Annotated in this window: 17 protein-coding genes; 6 read left to right on the plus strand and 11 right to left on the minus strand. The window is 41.2% G+C overall.

Annotated features, from left to right (window positions below; genetic code table 11):
* Nucleotides 1-130: 130 nt before the first annotated feature.
* On the plus strand, nt 131-2,200 hold the full coding sequence (metG, locus tag OK025_RS07225) for a methionine--tRNA ligase (RefSeq protein WP_317668917.1): 2,070 nt from the start codon (nt 131-133) through the stop codon (nt 2,198-2,200).
* Nucleotides 2,201-2,276: 76 nt separating this feature from the next.
* Here metG and OK025_RS07230 read toward each other — a convergent pair whose 3' ends face one another.
* The 5 genes from OK025_RS07230 to uvrA all read right to left on the minus strand — a co-directional run bounded on the left by OK025_RS07230 (nt 2,277) and on the right by uvrA (nt 11,192).
* Nucleotides 2,277-3,059, minus strand: coding sequence for a GLPGLI family protein (locus OK025_RS07230; protein ID WP_317668918.1), 783 nt, complete (start codon nt 3,057-3,059; stop codon nt 2,277-2,279).
* Nucleotides 3,060-3,067: 8 nt separating this feature from the next.
* On the minus strand, nt 3,068-5,857 hold the full coding sequence (locus OK025_RS07235; RefSeq protein ID WP_317668919.1) for an outer membrane beta-barrel protein: 2,790 nt from the start codon (nt 5,855-5,857) through the stop codon (nt 3,068-3,070).
* 217 nt (nt 5,858-6,074) lie between these two features.
* The gene (locus tag OK025_RS07240; protein WP_046673766.1) at nt 6,075-6,515 is read right to left on the minus strand and encodes an RrF2 family transcriptional regulator; all 441 of its coding nucleotides are present in this window, start codon (nt 6,513-6,515) and stop codon (nt 6,075-6,077) included.
* Nucleotides 6,516-6,605: 90 nt separating this feature from the next.
* On the minus strand, nt 6,606-8,249 hold the full coding sequence (gene pafA, locus OK025_RS07245) for an alkaline phosphatase PafA (protein ID WP_317668920.1): 1,644 nt from the start codon (nt 8,247-8,249) through the stop codon (nt 6,606-6,608).
* Between the two features lie 141 nt (nt 8,250-8,390).
* Nucleotides 8,391-11,192: an excinuclease ABC subunit UvrA gene (gene uvrA / locus OK025_RS07250; RefSeq protein ID WP_317668921.1), complete on the minus strand. Its 2,802-nt coding sequence runs from the start codon at nt 11,190-11,192 to the stop codon at nt 8,391-8,393.
* A gap of 420 nt (nt 11,193-11,612) precedes the next feature.
* Here uvrA and OK025_RS07255 point away from each other — a divergent pair, with 420 nt between their 5' ends.
* The gene (locus OK025_RS07255) at nt 11,613-12,119 is read left to right on the plus strand and encodes an ecotin family protein (RefSeq protein ID WP_317668922.1); all 507 of its coding nucleotides are present in this window, start codon (nt 11,613-11,615) and stop codon (nt 12,117-12,119) included.
* Between the two features lie 95 nt (nt 12,120-12,214).
* Here the strand turns inward: OK025_RS07255 and typA are convergent, their stop codons facing one another.
* From typA to OK025_RS07275, 4 genes are all read right to left on the minus strand, one after another.
* Nucleotides 12,215-14,020 (minus strand): translational GTPase TypA, encoded by a 1,806-nt coding sequence (typA, locus tag OK025_RS07260; protein ID WP_317668923.1) that lies wholly within the window; start codon nt 14,018-14,020, stop codon nt 12,215-12,217.
* A gap of 78 nt (nt 14,021-14,098) precedes the next feature.
* Complete coding sequence (kbl, locus tag OK025_RS07265; protein WP_075990514.1) at nt 14,099-15,289, minus strand: glycine C-acetyltransferase; 1,191 nt, start codon at nt 15,287-15,289, stop codon at nt 14,099-14,101.
* A gap of 488 nt (nt 15,290-15,777) precedes the next feature.
* Nucleotides 15,778-17,025, minus strand: a complete 1,248-nt coding sequence (locus tag OK025_RS07270) for an ABC transporter permease (protein WP_317668924.1) — start codon at nt 17,023-17,025, stop codon at nt 15,778-15,780.
* A 154-nt stretch (nt 17,026-17,179) separates the two neighbouring features.
* On the minus strand, nt 17,180-17,605 hold the full coding sequence (locus OK025_RS07275) for a DUF2147 domain-containing protein (protein WP_317668925.1): 426 nt from the start codon (nt 17,603-17,605) through the stop codon (nt 17,180-17,182).
* A gap of 392 nt (nt 17,606-17,997) precedes the next feature.
* On the opposite strand from OK025_RS07275, the gene OK025_RS07280 reads away from it, so the two are divergent.
* On the plus strand, nt 17,998-18,339 hold the full coding sequence (locus OK025_RS07280) for a phage holin family protein (RefSeq protein ID WP_317668926.1): 342 nt from the start codon (nt 17,998-18,000) through the stop codon (nt 18,337-18,339).
* A 62-nt stretch (nt 18,340-18,401) separates the two neighbouring features.
* On the opposite strand, the gene OK025_RS07285 is transcribed toward OK025_RS07280, so the two are convergent.
* On the minus strand, nt 18,402-18,542 hold the full coding sequence (locus OK025_RS07285; protein ID WP_317668927.1) for a hypothetical protein: 141 nt from the start codon (nt 18,540-18,542) through the stop codon (nt 18,402-18,404).
* Nucleotides 18,543-18,602: 60 nt separating this feature from the next.
* Here OK025_RS07285 and OK025_RS07290 point away from each other — a divergent pair, with 60 nt between their 5' ends.
* Nucleotides 18,603-20,519, plus strand: coding sequence for a heavy metal translocating P-type ATPase (locus tag OK025_RS07290; protein WP_317668928.1), 1,917 nt, complete (start codon nt 18,603-18,605; stop codon nt 20,517-20,519).
* A gap of 108 nt (nt 20,520-20,627) precedes the next feature.
* Here the strand turns inward: OK025_RS07290 and pgi are convergent, their stop codons facing one another.
* Nucleotides 20,628-22,298 (minus strand): glucose-6-phosphate isomerase, encoded by a 1,671-nt coding sequence (gene pgi / locus OK025_RS07295; protein WP_317668929.1) that lies wholly within the window; start codon nt 22,296-22,298, stop codon nt 20,628-20,630.
* A 218-nt stretch (nt 22,299-22,516) separates the two neighbouring features.
* Between pgi and prfB the strand changes: the two genes are divergently transcribed.
* Nucleotides 22,517-23,600 (plus strand): peptide chain release factor 2 gene (gene prfB / locus OK025_RS07300; protein WP_317668930.1). Its coding sequence is split into 2 segments (ribosomal slippage): nt 22,517-22,576 and nt 22,578-23,600, totalling 1,083 coding nucleotides; the frame shifts between segments, so codons are not numbered across the junction.
* Nucleotides 23,601-24,053: 453 nt separating this feature from the next.
* Nucleotides 24,054-25,499 carry a glycosyltransferase gene (locus tag OK025_RS07305; protein WP_317668931.1) on the plus strand — a complete coding sequence of 482 codons (1,446 nt, stop codon included), beginning with the start codon at nt 24,054-24,056 and terminating at the stop codon, nt 25,497-25,499.
* Nucleotides 25,500-25,573 lie beyond the last annotated feature (74 nt).

The raw sequence follows: 25,573 nt of genomic DNA on the forward strand, positions 1-25,573 counted from the left end.
GAGGAATCGGCCGGCACAAGAATTCAAGAATAAATTGTTCGATATGACACGCATTTATATTGCATATAAACAGCAATTTATCTAAGTTTGCCAAAGAAAACATGTACACACTTTAATATACTTTCAAGCATTGAGTATTCTAGATAAAAAACGTTATACCATCACATCGGCATTACCATATGCCAATGGTCCTTTACATATCGGACACCTTGCCGGAGCTTATATCCCAGGGGATATTTTTGTCCGTTATTTACGTCTGAATCAAAAAGATGTAGTTTATGTATGTGGTTCAGATGAGCATGGTGCGGCGATTACCATCCGTGCAAAAAAAGAGGGCATCACCCCGCAACAAATCATTGACAAATACAACAAACAAATCAAAGAAAGCTTTGAGGAGTTTGGTATCTCTTTCGATATATATCACCGTACATCGGAGCCCATACATCACCAGTTATCGCAGGATTTCTTCTTAAACCTTTACAACAAAGGCGAATTTGTGGAGAAATTTTCCGAGCAGTACTACGATGAGGAATACCATCAGTTTTTGGCCGACCGCTACATTACGGGAACTTGCCCAAATTGTAAGTCCGAAGGTGCCTATGGGGACCAATGTGAAAAGTGTGGTACATCACTGAGTCCCACAGACCTGATCAACCCGATTTCAACATTAAGTGGAAAGACACCAGTGTTGAAAGAGACGAAACACTGGTATCTTCCTTTGGATAAATACCAACCTTGGCTTGAAAAATGGTTGATCGAAGGAAAGAAAAATATTCTTAAATCCAACGTCTTTGGCCAATGTCAATCCTGGCTTAAATCCGGTTTGCAACCACGTTCAATGACAAGAGATTTGGACTGGGGGGTTGATGTTCCTTTGGCTGAGGCTCAAGGTAAAAAGCTATATGTCTGGCTAGATGCACCTATCGGTTATATCTCTGCAACTAAACAGTGGGCCTTAGACCATGGTAAAAACTGGGAAGATTATTGGAAAACCCATGAGAACCCCGCAGACGACTCTACACTGATCCATTTTATCGGAAAAGATAATATTGTTTTTCACTGTATTATTTTCCCGGCAATTCTTCATGCACACGGCGGCTATATTTTACCAGAAAATATTCCGGCCAACGAATTCCTGAACTTAGAGGGTGATAAACTATCTACGTCTAGAAATCATGCGGTATGGTTACATGAGTATCTGCAAGAGTTTCCTGACAAACAGGATGAATTGCGCTATGTATTAACATCCATATTACCAGAGACTTCAGATGCAGAGTTCACCTGGAAAGATTTCCAGGCCAGAATCAACAATGAGCTCGTTGCTATCTTTGGAAATTTTGTCAACCGCGTGATGGTACTTTCGCATAAATATTTTGATGGTAAGGTATTAAAAGGTTCGGCACTGACAACGGTAGACCAAGCGGTATTGGATGAATTAAAAGCATACCCGGCTTCTATTAAATCGTCTTTAGAACAATTCCGCTTCCGCGAAGCTTTGGCAGAGTTCATGAATGTTGCTCGTCTTGGCAACAAATATCTTGCGGACGAGGAGCCATGGAAAATTATTAAAACGGATGAAGAACGCGTCAAAACCATTTTAAATGTAGCGGCACAGATTGTTGCTAACCTTGCTGTTCTTGCACAGCCGTTTTTACCGAAAACAGCGATCAAATTATTTGAAATGCTCAATTTCCCACAAGGGAACTGGAATGACGCAGGTTCAGATGCTTTAATTCAAGACAACCATCAATTGGGTGAAGTACAATTGTTATTTGACAAAATAACTGACGAACAAGTCGACTTCCAATTGAATAAGCTTGCCGAAGCAAAAGCAAAAAATCTAGCTGATAATGCAAAAGTTGCTCCTGCGAAAGAAAACATCAGTTTTGACGATTTTGTTAAAATGGATATCCGCGTCGGAACGATTACAGCAGCCGAAAAAGTTGCGAAAACAAAAAAATTGTTGAAATTAACAATCGATACTGGTATTGATACACGCACAGTCGTTTCGGGCATCGCAGAGTTCTTTAGTCCGGAAGAGATCGTAGGTCGTCAGGTATCCATCCTGGTCAATCTTGAGCCTCGCGAAATAAAAGGAATTATGTCACAGGGCATGATTCTTATGGCCGAAGATGCAGATGGTCGATTGGATTTCGTTAAACCCGACACCGCAATTAAAGTAGGAAGCACAGTACGTTAATAGAAAACGTGCATTCCTTTTATAAAAAAAAGCCTGTTCATACGAACAGGCTTTTTTGGTTTATCATTGTAACCGGCTAAAAGAATATGCTCTGCATACGCTTTTTAAATTCCTTATCATCCAGATAATCATAAACGGTCTCTTTCAATTTTTTGAGGACTTCTGTTCTCGATTCTGCCACAACTTTTTTCTTTTTGGTCAGCACATTTGAAACCGGGGCGTTTGTGATCTCGACCTTTGTCGCAAACATATTTACATTCATACTAGGAATGGATACCCCCATCACCAGGCCAGGGAGACCGTGTATAAGTTCAGGACCACCGGAGACAGGTATTTGTCCCGCAAAAAAGGCAACCACATAGACCGAATCTTGGATGATTCCATTGGCTCTTCTGCAGTCATATCCCGCGATATTGCGGTATTCGTCAGTATACTTCCACTTTACTGTAGGCAAAGAATCTTTGAGCAAGAGCTGATCATCTCCGAAAGGGAGTAGTTTTAGGAATTCCTGATTTTGAAAATTAATATATGTTTTTGAATCCGGAAGAATAGAATTATATCTGGTCACATTACGGTAAGTCGCAGGATAGTCTTCCTGAACTGTCTCAAACAAGGTTTCATTATCGTAAAATTTCAGAATATGATGGGTCACAACCTCCGTAGGACCATTTTTTACGGCATTGTCGACCATCAGCTTATCCCAGGTATCCAAGTCCGGCTTGCTCAGATAATTCCGTTTTAAAAAGTTCTGTACATGAAACTTCCGTTCATAAGTCACTATTCCACTACTGGGGAAATAGGCATGCTGTGCCTGTGCTGTACTCATGCACAGCAATAATACCCAAATCATCAACTTCATAGACTTACTCATTTGGCATCTCCTTTCATTGTTGTAAAATTGTAGATTACTTTTAGCATTCCATAACGACGTAATACAGTGTTGCTTGTCTGGATAAATGACGTTCCGTTTTGATAACGATATACGCCGTTATTTTTATTTAGGATATCATTGACAAATACCTGCGCTTCCAATGATTTATCCTTCAAGAATTTCTTAGAAATATATCCATTCATATTGATAATATTAATGGACTGTAATGTCTTTGTCGCAGCTTGATAATTTTGATCTGTAGACAACGAAATTTTGAAATCTTTTGGCAAATAATAAGTGAACTGCGAATAAGAACGGAATTTAAACGTTGTACGGTTCAATTCGGGCTGCAAAAACGAGCTCATTTGCTCGACGCCAGGCATCAACGAGATGTAAAAGTCCATCTTATTTGCTTTATATCTATTAAAGCCGATTTCTGGTGTTATACTCTTCGTCTGATTTCTATTAAGCTTTGGTTCTTCATTAAACGACGATAAATAACTAAACTGGCTATTGTATTGTCCGTTGAGACCGATATTCATTTTCAAACCCCATTTCTTCTGTAGCACAAAACTGTAAGATCCGCCACCATAAATACGCCAGTTGTCCTTATCAATATTGACATAGGAAATTTGTTGCGTCCCCTCGTCTAGATTATAGCGTACATTGGTGTTAATATTCTTCTTGCCCTGATCTGCACTGGCATAAAAATAGAATCCCTGATCTTTCAACTGCTTATAGCTGTTGTAATTGATCGAATAAGAGTTGTTAAAGCCCGCTTTTAAGTTTGGATTGTCCAAATATTCGATAAGCGGCTGTGCATTTTGCTTAAGGGGTTCGATTTGAGTCAAAGAAGGTTGAATGGTACGTCCACTATAGCGGAAACCGATATTTTTACTTTTTGAGATCTTGTAATTCACAGAGAGATTTGGGTTAACCGAAGTCTGATTACGCTGCAATGTTGTATTTAGATTATTATATGTTCTCTTCACATCCTCAAAATCGACCCTGTTGCTTAGATTGACCGTTAAGGTACTAGACTTGTAATTGAGGGAAGCATTGACGCCATTTTTCAAGCTGGTAAAATCGAAATCATTTAATAGATTTTGATCCAGTACAGTGTATTTACCTGTAACAGGATCTTTATCGAAGGACTGATTAAGGGTCTCCGATTTATTGCTATTGAATGCGTAGCCAATAGCAGCAGTCAGTCGTTTTGACAAAGGCTCAGAATAAGTTACCGATGCCCCGTACATATTGTTGCCCAACTTATCATTTTTATATTGATCGATCAGTGTCGTATCGCCCGAACTTTGGAAATAGTTCTGGGAAAAATATTGCGTTTTTGACCTATTTTGATCAGTATTTGCATTGATATTAAAGGTTACAGAGCGACGGTCCTTTTTGAAACGACGGGTAAGCATTGCATTTACATTGAACTTATCCTGATCGCTATTTTGATCAGTGGTAGATAAGGTCTGTGTAATCAATGTTCTATCCAATTTACGCTGGTCTGCTTCTGAATTGGATAAATTGTCGCGGCTAGATTTGGTGAATCCCATATTAATGGTCAAATCGGACAGTGAATCTAACTTCAGATCATATCGTAAATTTGCAATATTTGCCTGTGTTTCGGTTTCAGATGCTGTCACATTATTATCGACCTGTGCGCGTTCAGGAAGGTTATTCTGCGCGTTATACGTACTTGTATTGTTGACATTGATCTGATTGCGTTTGAAGTTTGCATTGATCTTATGCTTATCATCTTTGGATTTGTCGGAATAGCTAGCCCCCATATTTATTGCTTTGGGCACGCCACCACCATAGTATTTACCATCCCATCCCCCATCAGAACCATCACCACCGGAAATCATAATGCCACCACCGTCCATCATCTGCACATTGCTACTTCCGCCCACACCATATTTTTGGCTATCTTCAAATCCTAATCCGACCATTCCATCATTGGCCAGAATACCATAAGCGGCAATTTTTTGTGAGCCTTTAAACTTATTGAGCATGACTTTTCCGCCATAATATTTATCTGTACCAGCTCCTGCGACAGCCTGGCCGAACATTCCTTTTTTCTTATCTTCCTTGAGTTTGATATCAATCGTCTGTGTACGTTCACCGTCATCCACCCCAGTGCGTACAGCAAGGTCTGATTTCTTTTCATAAACCTGTACTTTGCTGACCATATCTGAACGGATGTTCTTGGTGATCAACGTTGGATCATCGCCAAAAAACTCTTCGCCATCGAGCAGCACTTTTTTCACTTCCTTGCCTTGCGCGATGATCTTACCTGATCCATCCATCGTAATACCCGGCAAAACCTTCAATAGGTCCTCTACTTTAGCATCCTTCTCGACTTTAAAACTAGCGGCATCATATTCGACGGTATCGCCTTTAATAACCACAGGAATTTTGCCGTTCACTTGGACCTCTTCCAATAGTAGAGCTGCTTTAGATAGTTTTACAATACCAATATCTAAATCTTCGGCGGCCACATGGATATCTTTTACCAAGTCAGCATACTGCGGATAGGAAACTACCATTTTATAGCTGCCTGTGTCGAGATTGGCAATTTGGAATGTCCCGTTTTCTTTCGTTCGACCAAATTTAATCAAAATCGAATCTTTGGGACTGAGCAGCGCGATTGAAGCCTGGTGTAGTTTTGCAAGATCTTTGATATCGGCCACCGATCCCACAAGTTTATGTTGCGCATAAGACTTGGAACTCAGTACGGATAATAAAAGAAACAAAACTAGGGAATAGGTTAGTTTCATAAATTTCGTTTATATATTGTCGGAGTAAATATATAAATGTTGCTACGGAAAATTCGTAAAATAATGTTAAATAATTATGCAATTAATAAATTAACCTTACTCCGCGCAAATAAAACCTGATAATTCACTCTATACCAGTAATTTTATCTCATAAAAAAAGAGGCGTAACTTATTTGTTACGCCTCCAATCTAAATAGAAAAATATATTTTATTTCCTTTAATCTACATTCAGGTTCAATTCTTTTTCCTTATTGATTAAATGGGCAATACTCGTATCATTTAAAATCTGCAACATGGCATTTCTCACCTCAACAAAAGTATCGCGTATGCCACAGGCATGCTCCTGTGTACACTCTTCGCAGGAGCGGTAGAAGTTCAAGCTCACGCATGGCAGCAAGGCTATGGGGCCATCAATCAGGCGCATCACCTGCGATAAAAAAACATCTTCGGGAGCCTTATTGAGGCTATAACCACCTCCAGCACCTTTTTTGCTATAGAGAATTCCGGCATTTCGCATTTCAAGTAGAATTTGTTCCAGGAATTTTTTTGGAATATTCTCCTCCTGCGCAATCTTCACGATCTGCATAGGCTCATTACCGTAATTACGACCAAGCACCATCAGTGCCTTTATTGCATATTTTGTCTTTTTGGAAAGCATATTTGTTAACCCCCTGTTGAATTGCAAATTTACGTTTTTTATTCAATAGAATAAAACCTTCATGATCTCACGCTTGCAGCAACAGTCTCCTTATTGCCCCAATACCGCCGTGATCGGTTTTCCGATGCTACCATTGGGCTCTGTAATGTGCAAGAGCGAGGAAATCGTCGGTGCTATATCCACAATATGCACCTCTGTATTCGATACACCCGGTTTAATTCCCCAGCCCATAAATACCAAAGGAATATGGGAATCATAGCCAGACCAGGTACCATGTGTCGTACCAGTCGAGCGCGGCGTACCATCGTACCATTGTGGCTCACAAACGATCTGAATAGCACCACTACGTTTAAAGTTGTAACCATTGATCATTTTTTCGCGAATAGGCGCCGGGATCATCAAACTTTCCCCTTTTTCCATATCAGCAACATAAGCGACACCTTCGGTATGGCGAAGCTCACGAATGATGGTCTCTTTTATTTTATCACGATCCAAGTTTAAAGAATCAATCAATTGATTATTTAAGTGCACCTGGTAATTCATCATGCTTTTAACAAGCTTCTCCTGTCCAAATTTTTCTTTAAGGGTTTTGTTAAGTCCTGTGATGATCTGACGGGAATAGAAATAACCACCATTTCCTTTCATATCCATAAAGAACCGAGAGTTGTAAGAAGCGCCATGATCTGCTGTCAGGAAGAACGTATAGTTACCCTTGCCCACCGTCTTATCGAGGTAGTTGAAGAAATCAGCAAGCTGTTTATCAAGCTGCAGATAGATATCTTCAATCTCCACTGCTGTCAATGAGTAACGGTGCCCCACATAGTCTGTCGCCGAAAGGCTCACACAAAGGAAGTCGGTATTTTTAGTCGGGTTATTTCCCATCTGCTCATTTTTAATTGCTTCCATAGCCAGATCCAACGTAAACTGATTTCCCATTGGTGTGGTTTTGATCAGCTCATAGCCTTCGTCTTTCATTAGCTTGGAAGTCGCACGCGGCAAAGTCGGTTTTTCTTCACCGGGGAATTTCCCTTCGTAGATGTTATCATCTGCAATACTGTTGGCAGCATAGGTGCTGATATCATACATTGGTTTCCAGTCGCCTTTCAGGTATTTTTCAGCCAATTTTTTCTTGTTGAAGTCTACCACCCATTTTGGCAGTTTATCCATGTAGAAATTAGAGGTGATCCAATCGCCTGATTTAGCTTCGAACCAATACGCTGCATCGGCAAAATGCCCCGCCGGTAGAATACCGCCACGGTCTTTGATCGCGATACCGATCACTTTGGATTTAAAGTTAGAGGCGAGCTTCAATTGGTCCGTTACGGTCGATGCAAGCAAATTACGTGGCGACTGCTGTCCTTCTTTGGCAGTGGTACCGACACCAACGACATTATCGTCCTGCGTACAGTACATATTCTTCCCTGTCTGTTCTTCAATCCAGTCATTGCCTGCAATTCCGTGTATGGAAGGAACGGATCCTGTATAGACCGAACTGTGTCCAATAGCGGTATATGTCGGAATATAATTAATCAACGTATTTTCACAGGAGAATCCTTCTTTCAAAAGTCGTTTGAAACCATCATTTCCATATCGATCTGCAAAACGATATAAATAATCCCAACGCATTTGATCCACCATCAGGCCGACAACCAATTTTGGTCTTTCCGGTTGTTGCGCCATGGACGAAAGCGCCGCTATTCCAAGGACGACACTTAAAAAAAATCTTTTAATCATAATCGTATTAAGTATTGAAATATTAGTTTTTTATTTACTGCATAGTATTCTATCATACCTTAACAACAGGAACAATAAATCGGAACTTATTGGCAGCCCAGTTGCCCTGATTCAGATTACTTCACTTTGCTAAAGTAGGGTTTAATCTTTTAAATGTGCTTTTAAAAATTGGCCTGTATAAGAATCTTTACAATGAATAAGTTCTTCCGGAAGCCCCGCAAAGACTAGCTTTCCACCTTTATTGCCGCCCTCAGGACCAATATCGATGACCCAATCTGCCGATTTGATCATATCCATATTGTGCTCGATCACCAAGATACTGTTTCCGAGGGCAATCAGTGCATCAAATGATTTCAATAACTTCTTAATATCCTGAAAGTGCAAGCCTGTCGTTGGCTCATCAAAGATAAAAAGTGTCTTCTTGCTGTTATTTCCCTTAATGAGGAAGGAGGCCAGTTTAATCCGCTGTGCTTCACCGCCAGACAATGTACTTGACGATTGCCCGAGCTTAACGTAGCCTAGTCCAACATCCTGTAAAGGCTGCAATTTTGCCAATATTTTAGGCTGGTCTGCAAAGAATACGATCGCTTCATCAACACTCAGCTCGAGTATGTCGGCCACCGACTTGTTCTTGTAGTGTACATCAAGCACAAATTGTTTAAATCGTTTGCCCCCACATGCCTCACATGGCAAAACGATATCGGCCATAAATTGCATTTCAATTTTAACTTCACCTTCGCCCTGACAGACATCACAACGTCCACCTTCAACATTAAATGAAAATGCGGCCGGCTTCAATCCAGCAGCCTTGGCAGGTGCCTGGTTGGCATATAAAGCCCTGATTTCATCCCAGGCTTTCACATAAGTCACCGGGTTGGATCGCGAAGAACGACCGATCGGGTTCTGATCCACCATTTCAACTTGTTCGACTTGGGCAATATCGCCTTCGATTGTATCGTAAACACCTGTTTGCTCGCCAGAGTAGTTTCCTATAGATTTCTGTAATGCGGGGTACAGGATACGTTTGACCAGAGAGGTCTTACCCGATCCCGAGACCCCAGTTACCACGGTAAACGTATTTAATGGAAATTGCACATCAATCCCTTTGAGGTTATTTTCATGTGCTCCTTTAATGGTCACACTATTGGACCATGGACGACGTTTTTGGGGTACCTCAATCTGGTCTTTTCCGCTAAGGTATCGGCCCGTAAGGCTTTTTGTATCTTTCAGAATCTGCTGGTATGTACCTGCGAAGACCATTTCGCCGCCATTGATCCCGGCTTCTGGCCCGATATCGATCAGGTAATCAGCCGCCTCCATCATCTCCTGCTCATGCTCGACCACTACAACCGTATTACCAACATCGCGCAGAGATTTCAGCACAGAAATGAGGCGCTGCGTATCACGTGGGTGGAGCCCAATACTTGGCTCGTCCAACACATAAATAGAGCCGACGAGCGAACTTCCTAATGAAGTTGCCAGATTGATCCGCTGTGATTCCCCTCCGGAAAGCGTATTCGATAGCCGGTTCAAGGTTAGGTAACTTAATCCAACATCGCACAAAAATTGCAATCTGTTATTAATTTCGGCAAGAAGTCTTTTGGCAATGACCAGTTCATTACCCACCAGTGGTAAAGTTTTAAAAAATTCCAAGGCTTCCTCAAGCGGCATCAAAACGATATCGGTGATAGACTTGCCCCCTACTTTCACGTAAGTGGCGTCTTTACGTAATCGGGTCCCACGGCAGTCCGGGCAATCTGTCTTCCCGCGATAGCGAGACAACATCACCCGATATTGAATTTTATAGGTCTGAGCTTCGAGCTCTTCAAAGAATTGGGTAAGACCCGCAAAATATTTATTTCCCGTCCACAGCAGCTCTTTCTGCGCCGCAGTCAGGTCCATGTAGGCACGATGTATGGGAAAATCAAATTTCAGTGAACTTTTAACAAGCACCTGTAACCACTCCCCCATTTTCTCCCCTCGCCAGGGAGCAATTGCACCATCGTAGACCGAACGGCTTTTGTCTGGAATAACAAGATCAGGGTCAATACCAATGATCTTTCCATAACCTTCACATCGGCGACAGGCACCATACGGATTATTAAAACTGAAGAAATTTGGTGTAGGTTCTTCAAATGTTATTCCATCAAGTTCAAATTTATGGGAGAAATGATGTCTTTGCCCATTTTCTTCCATATAGAGCTCTCCCTTACCCTCGAAAAAACCTGTTTGGACAGAATCAGAAAGCCGATTGACTGTATCATCGTCCTGTTCAATGCGAACCCGGTCGACGACAATAAGCACTTCCCCATCCTGGAGGTCTTTATTGGCGACGGCCTTATCATCAATAATAGCTTCGATTTTCTGCATGCTATCCCCATAGACGACACGCACAAAACCTTTCTGCAATAAAAGAGACAACTCTTCCTTGAGTTTACGCCCATGAGAAGGAATAAGTGGCGCGAGAAGTGTCACCGTTGTCCCCTCTTCTAAATTCAGCGCAAAATCCACCACTGAACTCACACTGTCTTTGGTCACCTCGCGACCAGATATAGGAGAAATTGTCTTTCCGATTCGGGCGTATAACAATTTCAGATAATCATAGATCTCGGTGGATGTTCCTACCGTCGAACGGGGGTTGGAAGTAATGACACGTTGCTCAATGGCAATTGCAGGGGCGATACCTTTGATGTAATCCACCTCCGGTTTATTCATCCGTCCCATAAATTGTCTAGCGTACGAAGAGAGACTTTCGACATAACGTCGCTGTCCTTCGGCATACAGCGTATCAAAAGCTAAGGAGGATTTTCCTGAGCCCGACATTCCAGTGATAACAACTAATTTATTTTTAGGGATATCAACGTCAATATTCTTTAAGTTATTAACTCTTGCGCCCTTTATCTGAATATATTCTTTCGGAGTGTGCTCCACCTGTTTACTCATAATAATCCTTATCTCACACAAAGTTACGTATTCTTGGCTGATTATATTCCTGCGAATTAAAAAGCAATTCGGTTTTCTATCACCTGAATTTCAAAAAAAGAGAAACTGTTCCAAAGTCGGCAAAATTTTGATGAAAGGCTTCATACACGGCAAACAGGCAAATCTAGGACCAGCTATAAAATGAAATACATCAAACAATTTAGTTTCCCAAACAATTATTTTTTAACATTTTGCGATTTACGATTAATCCTTCCAAAAACAATACAGTCCTATAGGTGTTATATCTGTTATAAGCGTGTAGCATTTTTTGCAGATAGCGCGTTTAAAAAACAAATAAAAATAAGAAAATGGGATATTCGAGTTTATAACACATACAAAACCGGAATATTTCATGGCCATTAAAATTAAATAATTACATATATGAAAAAAAATGTATTTCAAGTAATGATGCTATTGATGATCGCATTAGTATCCTCAACAACTATTAGTAAAGCGCAAATGGTTATCGACAAAATTGACTTAGGCATTTTTCCTAGCCCAGAAAAAGGGTATAAAAAAATGGTGATTGAAGTTCCCTATTCAGAAAGTGACAAAAACAAAAAAATAGAGTTTTCGGTAGGGAAATGGATGGAAGTAGACGGATGTAATACCTTTAATTTATCGGGCACTTTAGAGAAGAAGGATCTTCAAGGCTGGGGTTATGACTATTATGTATTCAAAACAAATGGCAATGTCGCCAGCGCCATGATGTCTTGCCCAGACAAAGAAAAAAGAAACCTTTTTGTTTCAGCTCAACCGGAGACTGTACGTTACAATGGCAGAATGCCGATTGTGATTTATGTACCAGAAGCTTACGATGTGCAATTCAAAATCTATACAACTGACGGTGACACCTACCGTGCAGCAGAGGTAAGAACAAAAAAATAAACTGCTAAGCTATTTGGCGCATCAAATAGCTAGGCAATAAAAAAGCCCTCGAACAATGTTCGAGGGCTTTTTTTTATATCGCGTTTCGCTATTGACTATTGAAATTTCTTCGCGTTAACTTTACGCTCGTTTTCCGTCAAATAGATTTTACGTAGACGCATTGATTGTGGTGTAACCTCAATATACTCGTCAGCTTGAATATACTCCATACATTCTTCCAATGAGAATTTGATTGCCGGTGCAATACGTGTGTTATCATCAGAACCAGAAGCACGCATATTTGTCAACTGTTTTCCTTTAGTAACGTTGATCGTTAAATCATTATCACGGATGTGCTCACCTAAAATTTGTCCTTCGTATACATCCACACCTGGATCTACGAAGAAACGACCACGGTCTTGTAATTTATCAATGGAGTACGCAGTTGTTGAACCTGTATCCAAAGAGATCAATACACCTGCCAAACGACCAGGAATTGTACCTTTCCAAGGCTCGTAACCTTTCAAACGATGCGCCATAACAGCTTCACCAGCTGTTGCTGTCAACACGTTGTTACGTAAACCGATGATACCACGAGAAGGAATAGAGAACTCAAGATGTTGCATATCTCCTCTAGCTTCCATAATCAACAACTCACCTTTACGTTGCGTAACCAACTCAATTACTTTTCCTGAGACATCAGAAGGAACATCAACAACAAGTTCTTCGATAGGTTCACATTTTTGACCATCGATTTCTTTGATGATAACTTGTGGCTGACCTACTTGCAATTCATAACCCTCACGACGCATTGTTTCGATCAATACGGACAAGTGAAGGATACCACGTCCGTATACCAACCAAGCATCTGGAGATTCTGTAGGAACTACACGTAGTGCCAAGTTTTTCTCCAACTCTTTTTGCAAACGATCGTAAATGTTACGTGATGTTACCAATTTACCTTCTTTACCGAAGAAAGGAGAGTTATTGATCGTGAACAACATGTTCATTGTTGGTTCATCAATGCTGATAACTTCCAATTGCTCAGGATTTTCGAAATCTGCGATTGTATCACCGATATCGAAACCTTCGATACCTACTACAGCACAGATATCACCTGCATGTACTTCAGATACTTTGATACGACCTAGGCCTTCAAATACCTGTAGCTCTTTAACTCTTGATTTCACAACTTTTCCGTCGCGTTTTACCAAAGAAACCGGTTGGTTTTCTTTGATTGTACCACGGGCAACACGACCGATAGCGATACGTCCTACGAAAGTTGAGTAATCCAACGATGTTACCTGCATTTGCAAAGTACCTTCAGATACTTGTGGTGCAGGGATATATTTGATGATAGCTTCCAATAAGTCAGTGAAGTCTTCAGTACGATTTTTCCAATCGGTAGACATCCAACCTTGTTTTGAAGAACCGTACAATACTGGGAAATCCAATTGCTCTTCAGTAGCGCCCAAGTTGAAGAATAAGTCAAAAACATGTTCGTAAACTTCCTCAGGACGACAGTTTTCTTTATCGACTTTATTGACAACGACAATAGGTTTGATACCTAAACCTAAAGCTTTACCTGTAACGAAACGTGTTTGAGGCATTGGGCCTTCAAAAGCATCGACCAATAGTACTACACCATCGGCCATCTTCAATACACGTTCAACCTCACCACCGAAATCGGCGTGACCTGGTGTATCGATGATGTTGATTTTAACACCTTTATATGTTACTGATACGTTCTTAGATACAATAGTGATCCCGCGTTCACGCTCTAAATCATTATTGTCTAGGATTAATTCACCAGCATTTTCATTTTCTCTGAATTGATTGGTAAAATATAAAATTTTGTCTACAAGCGTAGTTTTACCGTGGTCGACGTGAGCGATGATCGCAATGTTTCTAATGTTTTGCATTGAGCAAGAATATTTTTATAAAATTTTAGGGTGCAAAGATAAACATTTTGCACCATAAAATTTATAACTATGTGTATTTTATTTAATTACACCTAATTCTTTACCTACTTTGGTAAAGGCGGCGATTGCTTTATCCAGGTGAGCAACTTCATGTCCTGCCGAAATCTGCACACGGATACGGGCTTTTCCCTGAGGTACAACAGGATAGTAAAAACCGATCACATAAATTCCCTCGTCCAACATCTTGGCTGCGAACTCCTGCGCTAATTTCGCGTCATACAGCATCACAGGCACGATTGGATGGAAACCGGGTTTGATATCAAATCCAGCAGCGGTCATTTTTTCACGGAAGTAGATCGTATTGGATTCCAGTTTATCACGCAATGCAGTTGTCTCACTCAGCATGTCCAAGACCGCAACAGAAGCGCCTGCAATTGCGGGTGCTAGGGTATTCGAAAATAAATAAGGCCGTGAACGCTGACGTAACAAATCGATGATTTCTTTTTTACCAGAAGTAAAACCACCGGAAGCACCACCTAGCGCCTTACCCAAGGTACCTGTAATAATATCTACACGATCAATTACATTGAAAAGCTCGTGTGTACCACGTCCAGTTGCACCGATAAATCCTGTACAATGCGATTCATCGATCATCACTAACGCCTGGTATTTATCGGCTAGATCACAGATCTGGTCCAATGGAGCTACAGATCCATCCATCGAAAACGCTCCATCTGTAACAATGATTTTATGCCGAGCACCGGATGCAGCCTGCAATTGCGCTTCCAGATCAGCCATATCCGCATTTTTATAACGGAAACGTTGTGCTTTACATAAACGAACGCCATCTATGATAGAAGCATGATTTAATTCGTCGGAAATGATGGCATCTTCGGCACCAAATAATGGTTCAAACACCCCACCATTCGCGTCGAATGCTGCCGCATATAAAATAGTATCTTCTGTTCCGAGGAACGTAGATATTTTTGCTTCTAATTCTTTATGCACATCTTGGGTACCGCAGATGAAACGTACGGAAGACATTCCATAACCGTGTGTATCAATCGCTTTCTTAGCAGCTTCGATTACTTTTGGATGTGAGGAAAGTCCCAAATAATTGTTCGCACAAAAATTGACAACTTCCTGTCCTGTGCTCACTTTGATGTCTGCTCCTTGTGGAGTAACGATCACCCGCTCTTGTTTATACAATCCCGCTTCTTTGATTGCTTCCAATTCCTTTTCTAAAACTGGTTGTAATGTATTGTACATAATTCGATTTTATTTTTTTATACAATATTACAGTTTTTTCATTGGAATAAGTTGCTTTACCTTTCGAGAAAAGGGCTATTCACGGAGAATTCACCCCAAATCAATGATTTGGTAACATTAAACCGATTGCATAAAATTCCTTTTTTCAACCGATCTATTTTTCCTCTTGCTTTGATAGCGACCAACTGGGCGATAAGCCCTAGACATCTTCGCCCTGCAAGCAGGGTGCTTGCGCGGTGCCTCAATAGTAAATCCACCTGAAAAAGGTGGACTCAACGTGGACTCAAGGTGGACTCATTGTGCTTGCAGTCCGAAGTTGGTATAACCTTATCTCAACTTTGGGCTCTCGCATTTTAAATGAAAAGTGCCGGAATTTTAATAACAGATCGGAGCGAAAGCCAACGGACTCAAGCTATAGCCTAACAAAAGACTTTATCCACAAAAATTTCGTAAAGATGGCGCGATATAGCGAGATGCGCCAATAGGAACTACTCGTAACGAAGCGCATCGACCGGATCCAGTTTAGATGCTTTTGAGGCCGGGTAATAACCTGACAGCATTCCGACCAATCCACAGACGGCAAAACCAAGTATAATTGCCCCCCAAGGTATAATAAACGATGTCCCGAGCTGTAGCGCCAGAATATTACCAATCAGGATACCAATAAATATCCCTGCGATCCCCCCCATCATACAGATCACAATTGCTTCCATCAGAAATTGCTTGCGTATAACACTCGGCGTTGCACCGATTGCTTTGCGTATACCGATCTCTCGGGTACGTTCGGTAACAGAAACCAGCATAATATTCATCAATCCGATTGAGGCTCCCACAAGGGTTATAAAAGCGATCACGACTGCTCCCAAAGTAACCATAGCCATATTTTGCATCAGCATCTGGGCAACCGCATCTGATTTGGTGATTTCAAAATCATTTGACTGCCGTGATGACAGTCCGCGAATATTTCGAAATACGATTGTCGCTTCTCCGATTGCTGCCTCCAATCGCATTGGATCATTCGACGATACGGTTATTACATAAGAGGGCTCTGTACCCTGCATCACAGCCCGGGCCTTGACCAGCGGAATAAAGCAGGCTCTATCTCCACCCATACCCGCAGAAGAACCTTTACTTTTTAAGACTCCTATCACCAAATAGCGGATATTGTTAACAGTAATAAACTGTCCTATTGGATCAATAATTTCGTTGAAAAGCATTTTACTCACTTCACTACCGATGATGATCACGCCACTACCTGTTTCTACCTCTCGCGTAGAAAAATTACGACCTTCACTGACAACATACCCTGATGTCTGCAGATAATTTTCATCGGTTCCGATCAGGCCGATATTGGGGTTTGTCTTTTTGGATTGAAATTTTGCGGTTGTATTCCAGCTCACATTGGCACTAATTGATGTCAGTGCATTAAAGTGAAAATCCTGTCTGAATCTTGCAGATTGTGCGTAGGTGATATTAGCAAAGACTTTTGAGCGAGTGCCTTCATTGCCGATCCGAACATTCAACCCCCTGTTGCGGATGTTGAAGGAGTTTGATCCCATCGATGAAAAGGAATCTGTCAGTGAGTTTTTCATGGCATCGATGGAGGTCAACACCCCTATTAACGCCATCATCCCTATGGCAATGATCAGTGCTGTTAAAAATGTCCGCAGCTTATTCCCTACAATAGACTGTAGCGCAAGCTTGACATTTTCAACATAAGACATTTTTACGGCCATAGAGCTGGTATTTATAATTTGTAGGGATGAAAATACTGTAATTCCAGCACAAAACCAAAAAGGCAATTTACTTCGTAGAAATAAATTGCCTTTTTGGTGGAACTAGACCAATCCATGCAAGCGGACTATGCTAATTTTGCGGTCATTTTCCTTCTTAATTGATTCTTTTCCAGGTCTCGGTCCGTCCAAGCAAGCTCACACCGACATAGCCTCTTATGTCGAGTTTATCCCCTTTTAAGGTCATCTTACAGCTATACGTTTTGCCCGACTTCGGATCATAGATCTTTCCATCAGCATAGGTATTGCCATCTTTATCAAAATTAGTCAGGATTTCGAGTCCTTGTACATTTCTGCTTTGGAGCGCTTTATCTGGATTCTTTATATCTTTCTTGGGCTGACCGGCTTCGTTATTTGGAAATTTCAGCCAATAGAGCTTGCCAAAAAACTTATCTCCTTTTTTGTAAATTTCAACACGACCTTCACCGCTTGGGTTTTCCCACTTTCCGATGATAGGATCTGTTTGTGCAAATAATGCCACTGTGGTAAATAGCATTATAAATGACATCATAATTTTCTTCATGGGTCTATTATTTTATGAACTTAATTCTTTCCATTTTTCACGTTATTGTCTATCTGACCGTTCGTTCAAACGCCTCAGCAAGCACCTCTTGGCAACACTTCCCCGACAGCAGCAGTCGCCCTACTTAACAAGCATAATGACTGACAACCAAACGACAAGAGCAACATAACTTCTGAATAAATATACAAAATATTTACTATGCTTGCATATATTTTATTTCAAAATACTGGTCCTTCCCGATCAGACAGCCCCTAATAATTCACATTGAAGGCTGCTCCAAGCCCATTTTTCCAAAAGACTTAAATTCAAAATCTAAACAAAGTTTGGCATCGGGTTTGCACGATAGTTATTATATTATTACTTTATTTACTCTTTATAAATTAGCACATATTATGAAATTTATTATTAGTCTTTTACTTACTGGTGTGGTCGTCGCTGTTGCGTGCTGGATTGTCCCCGGCGCTCATGTTGCTGGATTCGGTTGGGCTATCGTTACAGGGCTCGTCATTGGATTTGTCAATGCGACTGTGGGATCGATTTTAAGGTTATTTACGTTCCCGTTGAATTGGCTTACCCTCGGCCTGGTTTCCTTTATTATTACCGTATTGATGGTCTTGTTGTCTGATTCGCTCCTCGGTTCGAAATTTGATGTCGATGGATTCTGGACTGCAGCGCTGTTTGCTATTGTTGTCGCCATATTGGAAATGATCATTGGCAGTACTTCAAAAGATTAGAAATACATTCATAAAATAGCAGCGGGCGTCCACATCAATACATGTGGACGCCTTTTCATTGCTCAGCGATTGTCCCCTTCCTTGCTGGCATCATCTTCCCTTGTTGACATCACCTGTCGTTTGAAAAATAGATTGTTTACTGTTCCAATTCCTTTAAAATAATCGTCTAAAATAATCGTCCTTATGGGTGATTTTCTCCTCATTTTCCTCGCTTTTCACAGCAGAATTCGCTAAATTTAATTCTTTAAAAGAACCGCTGATATATGTGTGAACACAACCACGAGCATAGCCATGACACACAGGAGCACTGTCATTCGACAAAGAATCGCCCTTGGTGGATCGCTCAAAGTAAGCTCATTATAGCTCTATTCATCCTACTTACGTTGCTCCTATTGAAATATGCTTTTAAGATCAGCCTTCCCTTTGGCATCAACTTGACCGTAAATAGCATCGCCTATCTTCTCGCCGGTATCCCCGTTATTCAAATGGCATTCCGTAAGGCAAGCCGTGGCGATATTTTCAATGAGTTCTTTTTGATGACGGTAGCGACCTTGGGTGCTTTCGCCATTGGAGAATTTGAAGAGGGCGTCGCTGTAATGGTGTTCTATCAAATCGGAGAATGGTTTCAGGATACTGCCGTCGACAATGCCAAGAAATCAATCAAATCCTTATTGGATATCCGCCCTGACACAGTAACGGTCATACGGAATGGGCAACAAGATCAGGTAAATCCAAAAACTGTCACAATTGGCGAAACTATCCTTGTAAAAGCTGGAGAAAAAGTGGCTTTGGACGGCAAACTTAAAACGGAGAAAGCGGCATTTAACACTGCTGCTTTGACTGGGGAGAGTAAACCCGATACAAAATATTCTGGTGATGCTGTTTTTGCAGGTATGATCAACTTGGAAACAGTTGTTGAAATCGAGGTATCCAGCGTATTTGAAGACAGCAAGTTGAGCAAAATTCTCGAAATGGTTCAGGACGCCACGGCACGAAAATCCAAAACACAATTGTTTATCGCCAGATTTGCTAAGATATATGTTCCTATTATTTTCGGCCTTGCGCTTTTAGTTCTTATTGTACCCCTATTTTTTGTTCATGACTATAGTTTTAAGGACTGGTTCTACCGGAGTTTAGTCTTCCTGGTGATCAGCTGCCCCTGCGCCCTGGTCGTTTCTATTCCCCTGGGTTATTTTGGTGGTATAGGCTTAGCGTCCCGAAATGGCATATTATTTAAGGGCGGGAACTTCCTCGATGCCATTACCACGGTCGATACCGTTGTTATGGATAAAACGGGCACGCTTACAGCCGGTGTCTTTGAGGTAACGGAAGTTTTTGCCGTCAATGGAGATCGAGAGGAATTACTGAACTATGCGAAAGCCATTGAGGCACATTCAACACACCCCATTGCAAAGGCGATCGCCAGTTATCATCCCGGCAGTGCCGCATTGCAAGCTGAGAAAATCCAGGAAATAGCAGGCCACGGACTTTTCGCCACTGTTAACGGAAAGCCCACACTCGCGGGCAACAGTAAATTACTGGACAAATTCGATATTGGCTATCCGGCAGATCTAAGGCAAATGGCCTACTCCATAGTATTACTTGCCATCGAAGGTCAATATGCGGGTTATATTACTGTTGCAGATCGAATTAAACCAGATGCCAGGACTGTGATCCAAGCCATGCATGCTCAAGGTTTGTATACAGTCATGTTATCTGGAGATAAAACAGCGGTGGTGGATGAAGTCGCCAAAGAACTTGGACTCGACAAAGCCTATGGCGATCTTCTTCCTGAGGATAAAGTAAGCCATGTACAGCAGCTGATTGACCAAGGACGCCGCGTTGCCTTTGCCGGCGATGGCGTAAACGATGCCCCTGTAGTTGCCTTAGCACATGTAGGTATTGCTATGGGTGGACTGGGAGCTGATGCAACCATTGAAACTGCTGATGTTGTGATCCAAAACGATGAGCCCCACAAGATCCTTTCTGCTATAAAAATCGGTAAAATAACCCGAAGCATTGTCTGGCAGAACGTCATCCTGGCGATGGGAATAAAAATCATTGTGTTGATCTTGGGCGCCGGAGGTATTGCAACACTATGGGAAGCAGTCATTGCTGATGTGGGGGTAGCTCTTCTGGCGATTTTAAATGCCATTCGGATCCAGCATAAAAAAGTCTGAATAAAGACGATTATTCAAACCCCAAAAAGCACTGCCCCCAAAAAGTGAGATACTTTCTGAGGGCAGTCCTGTTGTATAAAGGATCTCTTTTAGATCCTAGTTAGAAATTTAATCCCGCCAAGCTTTATACGCATTGATCAATCCATTGGTAGAAGAGTCATGACTCGTAACCGTATTCGCGTCACTTAATTCCGGAAGGATTTGATTGGCCAATTGTTTACCTAGCTCCACACCCCATTGATCAAAACTATAAATATTCCAGATCACACCCTGCACAAAAATCTTATGCTCATAAAATGCGATAAGTCGTCCTAAAGTACGTGGTGTCATTATTTTGAACAGGATGGAATTCGTCGGGCGATTGCCTTCAAAGACTTTATAGGCTTTAAGCGCTTCTATTTCTTGATCCGATTTGCCTGCTTTCTTGAATTCGGCAACTACTTCTTCCTCCGTTTTGCCATTCATCAAAGCCTCAGTCTGTGCAAAAAAGTTGGACAATAGCAATTGGTGGTGGTTTCCGATCGGATTAAGACTATTGGCAGGCGCAATGAAATCACAAGGAATCAATTTGGTTCCCTGGTGAATCAACTGATAGAAGGCATGCTGCCCATTCGTACCAGGTTCACCCCAGATAATCGGTCCGGTCTGATAGTCCACCTGTTGGCCATTACGGTCAACATATTTTCCATTACTCTCCATATCCCCTTGTTGGAAATATGCAGCAAAACGGTGCAGATATTGATCGTAAGGGAGAATTGCATGGCTCTCGGCCTGGAAAAAATTATTGTACCATACACCAAGCAAAGCTAATATCACGGGAATATTGGATTCGAAGGGCGTTTCCTTAAAATGAACGTCCGCATCGTAGGCACCTTTCAAAAGTTCCTCGAAATTATCAAAGCCTATTGCCAAGCTAATGGAAAGACCAATAGCAGACCACAGGGAATAACGTCCGCCTACCCAGTCCCAAAACTCAAACATATTTTGAGTATCTATGCCAAAGGCACGTACTGCCTCTGTATTCGTGCTCAATGCTGCAAAATGCTTAGCGACATCCTCCTGAAGGGCTCCACTCGCCAAAAACCAGTCTTTAGCTGTATGCGCATTGGCCATCGTTTCCTGCGTTGTGAAAGTTTTTGAAGCAATCAGAAACAAGGTTGTTTCAGGATCCACAGCTTTCAATGTTTCAGCAATGTGTGTACCGTCTACGTTGGAGACAAAATGTACATTTAAGCGCGTTTTATACGCTTTTAATGCTTCTGTTACCATCACAGGACCGAGGTCTGAACCACCGATACCGATATTCACCACATCTGTAATTTCTTTACCCGTATATCCTTTCCACTCACCAGATATAATCTTTTCCGTGAAGGCTTTCATTTGTGCCAGCACGCGTTTAACGTCGGGCATGACATCCTTTCCGTCCACATAAACGGGCTGATCGGATTGATTTCGCAAAGCGGTGTGTAACACCGGTCTGTTTTCGGTTACGTTGATGCGCTCGCCCGAGAACATCGCTGCCATCGCTTCTTCGAGGCCACATTCTTTCGCCAGCTGTACCAAGAGCGCCTTTGTTTCTGCAGTAATCCGATTTTTGGAGTAATCCAAAAGTATATCTTCAAAAGTGATCGAAAACTTCTCAAAACGTGCGGGATCTGCGGCAAAAAGTGCGCGTAGATCATTTTTTTCGCTATTGCTAGATAGACCTGAAAAAGAACCAAAATGCTGCGCTAGATTCTTATAGGCCTCAGTCTTTGTAAAATTAATTTTTGGGAACATACTGTTTTTACTGAAATTATTTGTTTTAAACATCAATAAGAGCCTTCAGTATTTCATTGTTACACATCGTGTAGCTCCTTAAATGAAGGTTTATTCCGTTGACAATACCAAAACTAAAAAAAAAAGGTCAAATTATCCCTATTGGGCAATCTATATTGGGCGCGAAGTTATTCGATAGAAGCACGAATTTGTTAATTAAAATTTCTACTTTAGCAGCTATGACAAAAGAACAAATTCAAGACTTGAGGGATCGTGTTACTTCCCTGAGGAGGCATCTTTGACATCGATGCACGCAAAGAAGAAATAGAAAGAGATCAAGCTATTACGCTTGAAGCAAGTTTTTGGGATGATTCCAAAACTGCAGAGAAAATACTCTTGGCCATAAAAAACCAAAAGGTATGGACAGACCACTTCGACGAAGTTGCAGCGGCGGTTGAAGACGCCTATGTCATGTATGAATTCTTCCAATCTGGCGACGCAAATGAAAAGGAAGTGGACGACCAATATAAACTAGCGCTAGAGAAAGTCGAAGAGCTCGAATTCAAAAACATGCTTAGCGCCGAAGAAGATCAGCTGGATGCAATTTTACAGATTACAGCTGGTGCCGGGGGGACTGAAAGTTGTGACTGGGCTGCCATGCTGATGCGTATGTATATTATGTGGGGCGAAAAAAATGGGTATAAAGTGACCGAACAAGATTCGCAGGAAGGTGATGTTGCAGGCATTAAGAGTGTAACTTTACAGATATCAGGCGATTTTGCTTATGGCTACCTTAAGGGAGAAAACGGTGTACACAGGCTCGTTCGGATTTCTCCGTTTGATTCCAATGCAAAACGCCATACCTCCTTCGCGTCTGTTTATGTCTATCCCTTGATTGATGATAATATTGAGATTGATGTGAAGGATTCCGAAATCGAGTGGGATACTTTCCGATCAGGTGGTGCAGGTGGTCAGAACGTAAATAAGGTGGAAACAGCTGTTCGATTACATCACAAACCTACTGGCATTATTATTAAAAATCAGGAATCCAGATCGCAATTACAAAACAAAGAAAATGCGATGCGCTTATTGAAATCGCAGTTATATGAGATTGAAATGCGTAAACGCCAGGAAGCTACCGCTGCTATTGAAGGAAACAAAAAGAAAATAGAATGGGGATCCCAAATTCGAAATTATGTCCTACATCCTTACAAGTTAATTAAAGATCTACGGACCAATTACGAAACATCCAATACACAAGCTGTCCTGGACGGTGATCTGAATGATTTTCTAAAAAATTATCTGATGGAATTTGGCGGATAAAGACGATTTAGAAACTCAATCATAGTGTAGACGCTCTCTTTTGGGAGCGTCTTTTTTTTTCTCCATCCCTTGCATTGTTTTATTTGGTTTCAGCCGAATTCTTCACCTGACCGATTGCCCCCTTTCCTACACAGTTTGTCACAAAAATTGTCAATTTCTCTTAACAATCAGCAGGCAAATGTTAAAAAACCTTAAAAGTCTACTGCCCATATCGTTATTATATTTTAATCGATTTTTATTACAAAATAAAATTAAAACGCTGAAAAAGAACAACTTACTTAGTATTAATTTGTATCAAGAACGTTACAATTTGAGCAATGGGGTCATTTTTGGCACAAAATAAAGGCATGTCTTTTGCGTTTATGCAATCGTAATATTTTCATTACAAATGATACCGATTGCGGTATCGATTAAATATAGAATGAACGAATGTATATCTAAAATAGAACGGTTATGAATTACATGAAAGAAAACTCGATCGTATCCAAGCAGATGACCAAACAATGGAAGCCTGCTGTATATGATGTAAATGCAGGAGAAAAGCGATCTGATCATACAGTGAGCAAAAACGAGGAAAGCAACTTTGGTCCAAAAGAATATGGTATTTTTGGAGCGACTTTTTTTATACTATTTGCGTCTGTTTTTGGCGTATACATGCTTCAGCCTGATTTTGATGCGTTACGTTTCCAACGTTTGGACAGCATCGGCGGAACATTTTTGATCGCCTTAGGTATATTTTTAGCGGCTATTGCCATCAGTTTTTTGATTTTTTTGATTGTACTTCACCGTAAATATAAGCCCATTGCTTCTGTATCGGACGATGAGTTACCTACTTGTACGATTATTGTTCCGGCATATAACGAAGGACAGTTAGTCTATGATACCTTACATAGTTTGGCTAGCAGCGATTATCCGGAGAAGAAACTTCAGATCATTGCTATTGACGACGGTAGTAAGGACAATACCTTTGCCTGGATACAACGTGCCAAAATGGAATTGGGCGATCGTGTTGAAATTTATCAGCAGCCCAAGAATATGGGTAAGAGACATGCTTTGTACCGTGGATTTAAATTAGGTACGGGAGAAATCTTTATTACGGTTGATAGTGATTCTATTGTACGGAAGGATACCATACGTAATATGGCGAGTCCTTTTGTAACAAACAAGGAATGTGGAGCAGTTGCGGGTAACGTGCGTGTTTTGAATACTAAAAAAGCGATTATACCCCGTATGTTGAATGTTAGCTTCGTATTCAGCTTTGAGTTTGTACGTTCTGCGCAAAGTATGTTGGGCACGGTCATGTGTACACCAGGAGCTTTGTCCGGCTATCGCAAAGAGGCTGTCATGAACTGTTTGGAGGATTGGATCAACCAGACTTTTATGGGGCAACCGTCTGATATCGGTGAAGATCGCGCGATGACCAATATGATCCTAAAACAAGGTTATCATGTGTTATTTCAATCCAATGCATACGTTTATACCGACACTCCTGTACGTTACAAAAATCTGTACAAGATGTTTATCCGTTGGGAACGGAGCAACGTGCGCGAAAATATCGCAATGAGTAAATTTGCGTTTAAGAATTTCCGTCAAGGACCTAAATGGGGAGCCCGTATCTTATTGCTTATGCAATGGAAAAAAGTATTATTGTCTTACCCAATGATGTTATTGATGCTATGGACAGTATTTCATTATCCATTGATGTTCTTAAGCTCAACGTTGGTCGGTATCTTAATATTTTCCAGCATTCAGGCCTATTTCTTTGCTTCGAAAAACTCCGACGCCAAAGAAGCTTTCTGGGCTTATAGTTACAGTATATTTTATGCCTTCAGTTTATTTTGGATTACACCTTATGCCATTGCAACAGCTGGACGCAGAGGTTGGTTGACAAGGGGTTAAAATGATAAGACCACGCGGCGGTTTTCATGTTACTTTCTATGATATGTAACAGGAAAACCGCCGTTTTTTTATAT

This window comes from Sphingobacterium sp. UGAL515B_05 (assembly GCF_033097525.1).
Classification (GTDB): Bacteria; Bacteroidota; Bacteroidia; order Sphingobacteriales; family Sphingobacteriaceae; genus Sphingobacterium.